The sequence below is a fragment of the Microbacterium sp. 16-032 genome (assembly GCF_041079455.1).
Lineage (GTDB): Bacteria > Actinomycetota > Actinomycetes > Actinomycetales > Microbacteriaceae > Microbacterium > Microbacterium testaceum_A.
On record NZ_JBFYGQ010000003.1, the window covers coordinates 156,294 to 167,835 of the forward strand.

Below are 11,542 nucleotides of genomic sequence, written 5' to 3' on the forward strand. Positions count from 1 at the left end.
ACCACTCCGCCGCCGGAACGGCCGGGGTGGGCTCGGACGCGCGCCATCGTGGGCAGCATCGTTCTCGTCGCGGTGTCGCTTTTCGGCTTGATCACCGTGGTGATCCCTCTGCTCCTCGGCGCACAGACGTACACCGTCCTGACCGCGAGCATGCAGCCGGGCATGCCACCGGGGACGTTGATCGCGGTCCGCCCGTCCTCGATAGACGACGTCTCGGTCGGAGATGTCGTGACCTATCAACTGCGCTCGGGCGAGCCCGCCGTGGTCACGCACCGCGTCGTGGGTACGACCAGCAGCACCGGTGGCGCGCGGCTGCTGATCACGCGAGGGGACGCCAACGACGCCGACGATCCCCCGGTGCAGAGCGAGCAACTTTGCGGAACGGTGGTCTTCGCGGTGCCGTATCTCGGGTATCCCGGGATCGTCTTCGGAGGACAGGAGCGCGGGATCGTCATCGCGGCGGTCGGTGTCGCGGTCGTCGGCTACGGCCTGGTCCTGCTCATCTTCGATCTCGTCCGTTCGCATCGCCACCGGAGAACGACCACGGCGTTCGCTTTGATCCTCGTCACGGCATCCGCTCCCCTGCTGACGCCGACTCCCGCATCGGCTTCGTCCAGCCAGTTGCTCGTGAGCGACGATGGGGCGCGCTTCGTCTCGGACGGAGCGGTGCGCCTGTTCGACCAGCCGGACCGCATCGTTCCTGGTGGCACGCTCACCTCCACCCTGTGGATCCGAAACGCGAGTCCCGATCCGGCACGGGCGGGCCTGCGCCTCGATACCGCCCCCGTCGGCTCGGACCCGGGCGACACCTCGTTCACGCGCTCGCTCACCCTGGTCGTGGCCTCGAGCCCGGTGCCGCAGGGGGACCAGTGGGTGAGCTCGGTGATCGCGCCGGGTGACACGCTGCGCATCGACCTCGGAGTGAGGATGGATGCCGCCTCCGGCAACATCTCGCGTAACGCTGACGCTGTCGTAACTCCCGTCGTCCGGCTCACGGACGCGACGGCGAGCGACCCTCCGACCGGAGAACCCGGTCCGTCCCTCGCGGATCCGGCCCAGACCGGAGGATCCCTCGCGTGGACCGGCATCCGCTCAACGCCCTGGGGAATGCTCGTCGCCGGAGCCGCCGCGGTGGTGACCCTCGGTCTCGCCGTGGGGCTGAGACGCGATCAGGGAAGGTGAGGATTACCTATTCACCAGGGATTTAGCCGAGCCTCATCTTGCTTGCGGAATGCTGCCACGTGAGTAGCGTTGCATCCATCGAGACTTCGAACGTCGCCTAAGGAGCACACATGAGCACCGTCCAGACCCCCGCCGCCACCACCGTCGACCCGACGATGGCCGCCGGCACCGCCCAGTTCCTCTCCCCCGTCGTCATCGGCCTCGAGGCGCTCGTCGTCAACGGCAAGCAGGCGCACTGGCACGTCCGCGGCGCCAACTTCATCGGCGTGCACGAGCTGCTCGACTCGGTCGTCGCTCACGCGCAGGAGTGGGCCGACCTGGCCGCCGAGCGCATCGTCGCCCTGGGTCTTCCCATCGACTCGCGCCTGTCGACCGTCGCCGCGAAGGCGAAGGCCACCGAGGTCCCGGCCGGTTTCGCGCAGTCCGATGTCGTCATCCGCGCCGTGATCGCCGACATCGACGCGGTGCTCGTCGACATCGAAGCCGCCATCGAGGGTCTCGACGAGATCGACATGTCGAGCCAGGACGTGGCAATCGAGATCAAGCGCGGCCTCGACAAGGACCGTTGGTTCCTGTTCGCGCACCTCGCCGCGTAAGACGTTCCTCGAAGGGGGCGGTGCTTCGGCACCTCCCCCTTCGTCGTTCCGGCACGTCTCCCGCTCCCCCGCCCCTCCACCGCGCGCGTGAGGGGTCACTTCCTGTCGCCAGGAGACGCGCCCAGCGACAGAAAGTGACCCCTCACGCCAAAAGAACGATCGTGCGTCAGGCGCCGTGCGTGACGCGACCCGCGAGCAGCGTCGCCCGCACGGGCATCGCGCGCAGTCCACGCTCGTCGGCGATCAGCGGGTCGGCCCCGACGATGACGAGATCGGCGAGGGCGCCCGGTGAGATCTCGGCGGGTGCGGTCGATCCCCCCGCCGTCGAGGCGGCGATCGCCGTGTCGATGTCGACCCGCTGGTGCGGCTGCCACGCGTCGCGTCCGTCGCGCGTGCGGAACACCGCCGACGCCATCGCGGCCCACGGGTCGAGGGGTGCGACGGGCGCGTCGGAACCGAAGCGGAGGTTGGCGCCGCTGTCGGCCAGGGCACGCAGCGGGTAGGGCTGGGCGGATTGCTCGGCCCAGATGGCATCCGTCATGTCCCGATCGTCGAGCGCGTGCTCGGGCTGCACGCTCGCGGCGACCCTCAGACGGGCGAAGCGCGGAATGTCGGCGTGAGCGACGAGCTGCGCGTGTTCGATGGTGCCCACCGCGCCGGTGAGGGCGTACGCGTCGAGCGCGTGGGCGTTCGCGACGTCGCCGATGGCGTGGATCGCGCACTCGAGTCCAGCCGCCGTGGCCCGCGTCATCATGTCGACGAGCTCCTCCGGCGGGACGGTCAGCAATCCGTGGTTGCCGGTGTCGCCCGGATAGTGGTGGGCGCACGCCGCGGTGCGGGTGCCCAGCGAGCCGTCGGTGATCGCCTTGAGCGGCCCGACCCGCACGAGACCGTTCGACGATCCCCTCACGGGGTCGCCCGTGCGAAGACCCTCGGCGATGGCCCGATCCAGGTCCTGCGGGTACGTGCCGTACGAGATGCGCAGCGTGTCGAATCCGCGCGCCGCTCGCCGCTGCCAGGGTTCGTCGTTCCAGGTCATGTCGAGGTCGACGAGACCCACGACCCCGCGAGCCGCGGCCGCGCGGGCCATGCGCTCCACGGCGGCGTCGGCGACGTCGGCCTCGACGGCGTTCACACGGCGCGAGATCTCGAACGCGTCCTCTTCGACGAGCATCCCGGATGCCACGGGCTCGAAGCCCTCGCGTCGGAAAGCCGCCGTGTTCATCCACACGCTGTGGACGTCGGCGTTGATCAGGTACGTCGGCACGCCCCCGGTGGTGGCATCCAACAACTCCAGGCTCGGCTCGTCGGACCAGAGCCCGTCACGGAATCCGGAACCGACGCGGCGGCCGTCGGACGCGGGGGCGAGCGCCATGATCGTCGCGGCGTCGCGCGCGCTCGCCACCTCGCCGAGGGGCACACGATCGGCCGCGAGGGCCCACTGGAGCACGTGCACGTGGTGGTCCCAGAGCCCGGGGAGAAGCCACCCGCCCTCCCCCTCGAGGACGGCGCCGGTGGGCCGCAGGTTGCCCGTCGGCGCGATATCGGCGATCCGTCCGTCGGAGATGACGATGTCGACGGGCTCGGACGTCGGGAGGAATTCGCGTCCGGGTCCGGCGACACGCACCGCGCGGAGGAATCCGACGTTCTCGCCGATCACGGGCGGACCCGCGCGTCGGCGGCGCGACGCATCTCAGCGGAGAGCTCGTGGCGCCCCTCGGCGGTCAGACCGTCGATGATCGTCTCGACGACCTCCGCGGGACGGTTCTGGCTGAGCTTGAGCTTCGCCGTCACCCGCGTCGGCGTGAGGCGGAACCCCATGGTTCCGCGCTCGAGCCTTTCGACGAAGGCGGCGTCGTTGGGCACCGCGTACAGCCCTCTCGCGTCGTCACCATCACCCTCGAAACGCTCCACCAGGCGCTCGAGTACCCGCAGGTTCTCCTCCGGAGAGAGGAGTTCCGGGATGCCGCTGAGGTGCGCCGACACGAAGTTCCACGTCGGCACGGCAGGGACGTCCCCGTACCACCGCGGCGTGATGTAGCCGTGGGGGCCCTGGACGACGACGAGGAGCTCCCGGTCGCCGAGACCGAGGATCGCGTCGTCGGGCTTGCCGACATGGCCCACGATGGTCAGGTCGTCCCGGGTGTCGTCGAGCATGACCGCGTAGTGCGAGGCGACGAGGCCGTCGTCGGTCTGACTGACGAGGGTGACCCAGGGGTTGAGGTCGATGAGACGACGGATCTCACCGACGTCGGTCATCGCGAAGCTCGGATTCTGACGCACCGGATCAGCCTAGAACGCGGCGCCGGGCGGCTCGAACAGGCTCAGCCGCCTCCTGCCCCGGTCCCTGAGTCCGTCGCAGAGCCCGGAACCCGCTCGCTCACGCCTGGCACTTCGGACACCAGTACAGCTTGCGTCCGGCGGCTTCTTCCATGACGATCGCGGTTCCGCACACGCGGCAGGGCAGTCCTTCGCGGTGGTAGACCCAGTGCCGGTCGGCGCGGCGCGCCATCGCGCGGCGGTAGGCGGCGGGGTCGAGCCCGTCCATCGTCATCATCTGACCGGTCTCGACGCCGATCGGCAGCAGCGTCGCCCAGTCGCGCCAGATGCCCCGCACGACCTCTTCGGGCACGTCGCGACCCGGCGTGTGGGGGTTCTGCCGCGCGCGGAACAGCAGCTCGGCGCGGTACACGTTGCCGATGCCGCTCACGACGGCCTGGTCCATCAGCAGCAGGCCGATGGGCGTGGGCTTCTTGCGCACCGTGGCGGTGAAGCGCTCCTCGCCCTCGGGGAGGTCGTCGACGAGAGGGTCGGGCCCGAGCTTCGCGATGGTCGCCTGCACCTCGTCGGGGGTCTGCAGCACGCAGGCGGTGGGCCCGCGCAGGTCGGCGCACGTGGTGTCGGTCAGCAGGCGCAGGCGCACCTGGCCGACCACCGGCGGGGGCCACTCGTTCTGCTCCTCGAGGCCCGTCGTCTGCTCCGACATGCGCACGCGCGTGCGACGTGGTGCGCCGATGGAGGTCAAGGAGTTCTCGCCCGCTGCATCCAGGATCGGCTCGTCGTCGACGACCGTGCCGCGCTGATTCGTCTGGCCCATGCGGCCGTTGGCCGAGGCGATGGTCGCATCGACGACCACCTCGCCCGAGAAGTCCCAGGCGCCGTACATGCCGAGGTGCACGCGCAGCCAGACGTCTCCGTCGAAGCGGAGGAACATCTGCTTCGCCACCGCCCGCACCTCGAGCGCCTCGCGGCCGTCGATGACCGAGGCGCCCTCGGCGAAACGCCCCTGGGGGCTGGATGCCGAGACCGTGCGTCCCACGATGTTGCGGTCGAACTGCCGCGCGATGCGGTGGACGGAATGCCCTTCGGGCATCAGCCTGCCTCAGGGTCGAACGAGTCGCTCGCGTCGGTCATGGTGTTCGGCTTCTGGCCGGCGCGCGGGTCGGGCAGCAGCACCCCGTCCTGCTCGAAGGCGGCGAGCTGCCCGATGCGACGGGTGTGGCGCTCCTCACCCGAGAAGGGCGTCGCGATGAAGCGGTCGATGAACGACGCGGCCTCGTCGAAGGTGTGCTGTCGCGCACCGATCGAGATGACGTTGGCGTCGTTGTGCTCGCGGGCGAGCTCAGCCGTGGAGATGTTCCACACGAGCGCCGCGCGCACGCCGAGCACCTTGTTCGCGGCGATCTGCTCGCCGTTGCCCGAGCCGCCGAACACGACACCGAGGGCCTCGACGCCCGCGGCCTGGTCGCGCACGACCGCCTGCGCGGCGCGGATGCAGAAGGCCGGGTAGTCGTCGAGGGCGTCGTACTCGACCGGGCCGTGGTCGACGACCTCGTGCCCCTGAGCGGCGAGGTGGTGCTGGATCTGGGTGGAGAACTCGAGACCGGCGTGATCGGTGCCGATGTGGATGCGCATGCGGCAAGTCTATTGAGCGGGTCCGACATCGCGGGCGGACATGACGACGCCGCCCGCTCCGGGTGAGGAACGGGCGGCGTCGAGGTCGTCAGGGACGCAGACCTGCGGCGACCGGCTTGAAACCGGCGCGGATGTTCTCGCAGCACCCCGGCCGGCACACGTCGTACCAGGGGCCCAGGTCGGTCAGGTGTGGGCGCTCCGCCTTCGGCGTGCCCTTGAGCCGCTCCTCGACCAGGTCGATCAGACCCGAGACGTACGCAGGATCGATGCCCGGCGTCGGCGTGCGCACCGCGCGAATGCCCGCCTCTTCAGCGGCCTCCATGGCCTCGGTGTCGAGGTCCCAGAGCACCTCCATGTGGTCGCTGACGAAACCAAGGGGCACGATGACGACCGCCTCGGCGCCGCGGCCGGGAAGCTCCGCGATCACATCGTTGACGTCGGGCTCGAGCCAGGGCTGCGTGGGCGGGCCCGAACGCGACTGGTAGACGAGCTCCCACTCGACGTCGGCGACGGCGGCGGCGACCTCGGCCATGACGAAGGCGGCGACGGCGTTGTGCTGCGCCTCGTAGGCACCGCCCTCTCCGAACTCGACGTCGCGAGGGCCGGAACGCTCCGCGTCGGCGCTCGGAATCGAGTGCGTGGAGAAGAGCACGCGGATCTTCTCGGGCGCGATCCCGTCGGCGACGTAGGCCGAGACGGCATCCGTCACGCCCCGGACGAAGGTGCTCACGAAGCCCGGGTGGTCGAAGAACTGACGGACCTTGTCGATCGTCACCGTCTCACCGAGACCGGTCGCCTCAAGCACACGGGCGTAGTCTTCGCGGTACTGACGGCAGCTCGAGAACGAGCTGTAGGCGCTCGTCGCGATCGCGAGGAGGGTCGTGTCGCCCGCCTCGGCCGCCTCGGTGACGGCCTCTTCGAGGTACGGCGACCAGTTGCGATTGCCCCAGTACACGGGCAGACCCAGTCCGCGCTTGGCGATCTCAGCCTCGAGGGCGGCCTTGAGCTCGCGATTGTGCTGATTGATCGGGCTGACGCCGCCGAAGTGACGGTAGTGGTGGGCGACCTCTTCGAGTCGCTCATCGGGGATGCCGCGCCCGCGCGTCACGTTGCGCAGGAACGGGATGACGTCGTCCTGACCCTCGGGCCCGCCGAAGCCGGCGAGGAGGATGCCGTCGTACGCCACCGGCGTCTCGACCCACTTGGGTCCGGACGCCGCAGCGGGCGACGCGTAGAGGACGGTCTCAGGGTTGGTGTCCGTGTCGGTCGTGCTCACGATCACATCCTCGCACTCCCGCGCGAGGCGCGGACGCGAGATATCTCGCTACTAGGCTTATACGGTTGTCACCGACGTCAACCGCGTCACCTGCGACAAACCACCCAGATCCCCGGGAGAACGCCAGTGCCAGGAGAGAACCTCACCCGCATCGAAGCGCAGGAGCGTCGCGCGATCGTCGACACGCACTCCTACGACGTGCAGCTCGACCTCACGCGCGGAGACGAGGTCTTCGCCTCGCGCACCGTCGTGACCTTCGCCGCCACCGAGGGCGCGTCGACCTTCATCGACCTGATCGCGCGCACCGTGCAAGCAATCACCCTCAACGGCCGCTCGCTCGACCCCGCCGCCGTCTTCGCCGACTCGCGCATCGCGCTCGACGACCTCGCGGCCGAGAACGAGCTCGTCGTCGAGGCCGACTGCGAATACACCAACACCGGCGAGGGCCTGCACCGCTTCGTCGACCCCGTCGACGGCGAGGTCTACCTCTACTCGCAGTTCGAGGTGCCCGACTCGCGCCGCATGTACACCGTGTTCGAGCAGCCCGATCTCAAGGCCGCCTTCACCTTCTCGGTCACCGCCCCCGCGCGCTGGAAGGTCGTCTCCAACTCCCCCACGCCCGAGCCGGTCGTCGTGTCGGACGACACCGCCCGCTGGGACTTCCCCGCCACCCCGCGCATCTCGTCGTACATCACCGCTCTCGTCGCGGGTCCCTACGAGGCGACCTACAGCGAGCTCACGAGCGCCGACGGCCGCGTCATCCCCCTCGGCGTCTTCGCTCGGAAGAGCCTGTGGCAGTACCTCGACGCCGACTACGTCTTCGAGAAGACCCGTCAGGGCTTCGCGTACTTCGAGGAGAAGTTCGGCTTCCCCTACCCGTTCGCCAAGTACGACCAGCTCTTCGTGCCCGAGTTCAACGCCGGCGCGATGGAGAACGCGGGTGCGGTCACCTTCACCGAGACCTACGTCTTCCGCAGCAAGGTGACGGATGCCGTGAAGGAACGTCGCGTCGTGACGATCCTCCACGAGCTCGCGCACATGTGGTTCGGCGACCTCGTCACCATGAAGTGGTGGAACGACCTCTGGCTGAACGAGTCGTTCGCCGAGTGGGCCTCCACGATCGCCACCGCCGAGGCCACCGAGTGGGAGGCCGCCTGGACGACCTTCAACGCGATGGAGAAGACCTGGGCGTACCGCCAGGACCAGCTCCCCTCGACCCACCCGGTCGTCGCCGAGATCAACGACCTCGAAGACGTGCAGGTGAACTTCGACGGCATCACCTACGCCAAGGGCGGCTCCGTGCTGAAGCAGCTCGCCGCGTGGGTGGGTATCGAGCAGTTCTTCGCGGGTGTGGCCGCGTACTTCCAGAAGCACCAGTGGTCGAACACCGAGGTCGGCGACCTGCTCGTCGAGCTCGAGGCCACCAGCGGTCGCGACCTGGGCGACTGGGCCAAGAAGTGGCTCGAGACGGCGGGTGTCAACACGCTCACCCCGCTCATCGAAGAGGGAGCGGACGGCACAATCACGCGCTTCGCCATCGTGCAGACCGCCCCGGCCGACTACCCCACCATCCGCCCGCACCGACTGGGCGTGGGCTTCTACTCGGTGACCGAGTCGGGCTCGCTCGAGCGCGTCCACCGCGTCGAGATCGACGTCGACGGCGACCGCACCGAGGTCGCCGAGCTCCGTGGCATCCGTCGTCCCGACCTCGTGCTGCTCAACGACGATGACCTCGCTTACGCGAAGATCCGTCTCGACGAGCGCTCGCTGGCCACCGCGATCGCGCACCTGAAGGACATCTCCGACCCGCTTGCGCGTTCGCTCGTGTGGGGTGCGGCGTGGGATCAGACGCGGGATGCCGAGGCCTCGGCCACCGATTACCTCGACCTCGTCCTGCAGAACATCGGCTCCGAGACCGAGTCGACCACGGTGCGCACGACGCTGGGCCAGCTGCAGCTCGCCGCGAACTCGTACGTCGCCCCCGAGACCCGTGACGCGGCGCGCGAGCGCGTGGCCGACGGCCTGTGGGAGCTGGCGCAGAAGGCCGAGGCCGGCAGCGACAGCCAGTTGCAGTTCGTGACGGCGTTCGCCTCGGCGGCCTCCACCCCGGCTCACGCCGAGACGGTCCGTGCGCTCCGCGACGGCGACACCACGCTCGAGGGCCTCGAGATCGACACCGACCTGTCGTGGCAGCTACTGGTCTCGCTCGCCTCCGCGGGCGTGGTCACGGCGGCCGACATCAACGAGGCGCGCGCCGCGGACAACACGGCGAAGGGCGGGGAGTTCGCGGCCATGGCCAAGGCGTCGCTCCCCTCGCACGCGGCGAAGCAGGAGGCGTGGGACTCGCTCATCGAGCGCGCCGACGCGCCGAACACGATCGTTCGGTCGACGGCCTCGGGCTTCACGAACCCGACGACGGTCGACGTGCTCGCCGACTTCGTCGAGCCGTACTTCGCGATGCTGCTGCCCATCTGGGAGTCGCGCAGCTACCAAATCGCGCAGTACCTGATCGTGGGCCTGTACCCCGCCGCCCTGGCGAACAAGGCGCTGCGCGACGCGACGCGTCAGTGGCTGTCGCAGAACGCCGACGCCGCCCCCGCGCTTCGTCGCCTCGTCGGCGAGAACCTCGCCGGCGTCGAACGCGCGCTGGCGGTCCAGGAGCGCGACGCCCAGTAATCCGCGTCTGCGTCGGATGCCCTCTCCCCCTCGGGAGGGGGCATCCGTCGTTGCGGGGTCATCCTCCCGTCGCTCGCGATCATCCGGACGGAGGACGCGGCGACCGGGTCGCCGTCCCTAGCGTGGAGGCATGATCGTTGCAGACAACCTCACCAAGCGGTACGGCGACAAGACCGCCGTCGACGGCGTCTCGTTCACGGTGGCCCCCGGGCGGGTGACCGGCTTCCTCGGACCGAACGGTGCGGGGAAGTCCACCACGATGCGCATGATCGTCGGGCTCGACCGCCCTACCGCCGGCCGCGTGACCGTGGGCGGCCAGGACTACCGGCACCTCCGCTCTCCCCTCACCGAGGTTGGCGTCCTGCTCGACGCGAAGGCCATCCACACCGGCCGATCGGCGCGCAATCACCTTCGCGCCATGGCCGCGACGCACGGCATCGGGAACGCCCGCGTCGACGAGGTGATCGAGCTCACCGGCATCAGATCCGTGGCCGGCAAGCGCGCGGGCGGCTTCTCGCTCGGCATGGGTCAGCGCCTCGGCATCGCGGCCGCCCTGCTCGGCGACCCGCACACGCTGATCCTCGACGAACCCGTCAACGGCCTCGACCCCGAGGGCGTCCGCTGGGTGCGCCAGTTCGTGCGCCATCTCGCGGGCGAGGGTCGAACGGTCCTGCTGTCGAGCCACCTGATGAGCGAGATGTCGCAGACCGCCGATCACGTGATCGTGCTGGGGCGCGGGCGCGTGCTCGCCGACGCGGCCCTCCCCGACCTCGTCCGCACCTGGACCACGACCACCCTGCTCGTGCGCTCCCCCCGCCTCGGCGAACTCGTCACCGCCCTCGAGATCCCGGATGCCACCGTCTCGGCCGTCGAGCCGGGCGCGGCGCAGATCACCGGGATCACGGCCGAAACGGTCGGCGACATCGCCGCCGCCCGCGGCATCCCCCTCTACGAACTCAGCCCGCGCGTCGGCTCCCTCGAGGACGCCTATCTCGCCCTGACCGACGACTCCGTCGAGTACAAGACCAAGGAGATCGCATGACCGCCCTCGCCGCCGCGCCCCGCCGGGCGACGCACCCGAACACCCCGCGCCTGAGCTTCGCGCACCTGCTGAAGAGCGAGGCGATCAAGATCCTCACGCTCCGCTCGACCTGGTGGTCGCTCGGGGTCACCGCCGCACTGTCGGTGGGGATCTCGCTGCTCATCGCGCTCGCCACGAGCGGCATGGGCGGGGGGATGGAGCCGACGAACGTCATCCTCGCGCCCACCCAGTTCACGATGCTCGTGGCCGGCATCCTCGGCGCGATCGTCGTGACCGGGGAGTACTCGACCGGGATGATCCGCTCGACACTCACCGCGGAGCCCCGTCGCGGTGCCGTGCTGCTGGCGAAGGCGCTCGTCGTGGCCGTGACGATGATGGTGACCACCGTGATCATCTACGCCGTCGCCATCGCCGCCACCGCTCCCCTGCTGGGTGGCACGGGCATCGACTGGGCGACGCCCGCCGACTCGATCGTGCCCCTCGCCCTCGGCATGCTCTCGATGGCCTGCTTCACCCTCATGGGCGTCGGCTTCGGTTTCGTCCTGCGCAGCGGCGCCGGTGCGATCGCCGTCACGGTGGGAGTGCTCTTCGTGCTGCCGATCATGCTGAGCCTCTTCTCGATCGCCGGCCCCGACTGGATGTGGGTCGTCGAGGCGGGCAAATACCTCCCGGTCAGCGCCGCCGGCAGCCTCACCCGGGCCGGAGCGACCGACCTGGTGGAGCCCGCGCTCACGATGGCCGGGTGGGTGATCGGGCCCCTCCTGCTCGGGTGGATCGCGCTGCGCTGGCGCGACGCCTGATCCGATCCGCGATGGATGCCTCGACGCTCAGCCGGCGCCGAGGCATCCGTCGTTA

At 69.8% G+C, this 11,542-nt stretch carries 10 protein-coding genes; 5 read left to right on the forward strand and 5 right to left on the reverse strand.

The window, feature by feature from the left end; genetic code table 11:
* Positions 1-48: 48 nt before the first annotated feature.
* Positions 49-1,182: a signal peptidase I gene (locus AB6V31_RS06990; protein ID WP_369364779.1), complete on the forward strand. Its 1,134-nt coding sequence runs from the start codon at positions 49-51 to the stop codon at positions 1,180-1,182.
* 110 nt (positions 1,183-1,292) lie between these two features.
* A complete protein-coding gene (locus tag AB6V31_RS06995) occupies positions 1,293-1,778 on the forward strand; it encodes a Dps family protein (RefSeq protein WP_056231037.1) in 486 nt (161 codons plus the stop codon).
* A gap of 166 nt (positions 1,779-1,944) precedes the next feature.
* On the opposite strand, the gene AB6V31_RS07000 is transcribed toward AB6V31_RS06995, so the two are convergent.
* From AB6V31_RS07000 to AB6V31_RS07020, 5 genes are all read right to left on the reverse strand, one after another.
* Positions 1,945-3,438, reverse strand: a complete 1,494-nt coding sequence (locus AB6V31_RS07000) for an amidohydrolase (protein WP_369364781.1) — start codon at positions 3,436-3,438, stop codon at positions 1,945-1,947.
* Positions 3,435-4,061 carry an FMN-binding negative transcriptional regulator gene (locus AB6V31_RS07005; RefSeq protein ID WP_369364783.1) on the reverse strand — a complete coding sequence of 209 codons (627 nt, stop codon included), beginning with the start codon at positions 4,059-4,061 and terminating at the stop codon, positions 3,435-3,437. Before AB6V31_RS07005 ends, AB6V31_RS07000 begins: the two co-directional genes overlap by 4 nt.
* Positions 4,062-4,158: 97 nt before the next feature.
* Positions 4,159-5,151 carry an Fpg/Nei family DNA glycosylase gene (locus AB6V31_RS07010; RefSeq protein ID WP_268104088.1) on the reverse strand — a complete coding sequence of 331 codons (993 nt, stop codon included), beginning with the start codon at positions 5,149-5,151 and terminating at the stop codon, positions 4,159-4,161.
* Positions 5,151-5,693, reverse strand: coding sequence for a ribose-5-phosphate isomerase (locus AB6V31_RS07015; RefSeq protein ID WP_268104089.1), 543 nt, complete (start codon positions 5,691-5,693; stop codon positions 5,151-5,153). Before AB6V31_RS07015 ends, AB6V31_RS07010 begins: the two co-directional genes overlap by 1 nt.
* 88 nt (positions 5,694-5,781) lie before the next feature.
* Positions 5,782-6,969 carry a ferrochelatase gene (locus AB6V31_RS07020; protein WP_369364785.1) on the reverse strand — a complete coding sequence of 396 codons (1,188 nt, stop codon included), beginning with the start codon at positions 6,967-6,969 and terminating at the stop codon, positions 5,782-5,784.
* Between the two features lie 126 nt (positions 6,970-7,095).
* Between AB6V31_RS07020 and pepN the strand changes: the two genes are divergently transcribed.
* From pepN to AB6V31_RS07035, 3 genes are all read left to right on the forward strand, one after another.
* Positions 7,096-9,645 (forward strand): aminopeptidase N, encoded by a 2,550-nt coding sequence (pepN, locus tag AB6V31_RS07025; protein WP_369364787.1) that lies wholly within the window; start codon positions 7,096-7,098, stop codon positions 9,643-9,645.
* A 130-nt stretch (positions 9,646-9,775) separates the two neighbouring features.
* Positions 9,776-10,687: an ABC transporter ATP-binding protein gene (locus AB6V31_RS07030; protein ID WP_074695071.1), complete on the forward strand. Its 912-nt coding sequence runs from the start codon at positions 9,776-9,778 to the stop codon at positions 10,685-10,687.
* Positions 10,684-11,487: an ABC transporter permease subunit gene (locus tag AB6V31_RS07035; protein WP_074695072.1), complete on the forward strand. Its 804-nt coding sequence runs from the start codon at positions 10,684-10,686 to the stop codon at positions 11,485-11,487. Before AB6V31_RS07030 ends, AB6V31_RS07035 begins: the two co-directional genes overlap by 4 nt.
* Positions 11,488-11,542: the final 55 nt, after the last annotated feature.

Excerpts from the sequence above, each read along its gene's own strand:
- AB6V31_RS06995 (WP_056231037.1), top strand. The coding sequence starts at position 1,293 with ATGAGCACCGTCCAGACCCCCGCCGCCACCACCGTCGACCCGACGATG.
- AB6V31_RS07010 (WP_268104088.1), bottom strand. The coding sequence starts at position 5,151 with ATGCCCGAAGGGCATTCCGTCCACCGCATCGCGCGGCAGTTCGACCGC.
- AB6V31_RS07015 (WP_268104089.1), bottom strand. The coding sequence starts at position 5,693 with ATGCGCATCCACATCGGCACCGATCACGCCGGTCTCGAGTTCTCCACC.
- AB6V31_RS07030 (WP_074695071.1), top strand. The coding sequence starts at position 9,776 with ATGATCGTTGCAGACAACCTCACCAAGCGGTACGGCGACAAGACCGCC.
- AB6V31_RS07035 (WP_074695072.1), top strand. The coding sequence starts at position 10,684 with ATGACCGCCCTCGCCGCCGCGCCCCGCCGGGCGACGCACCCGAACACC.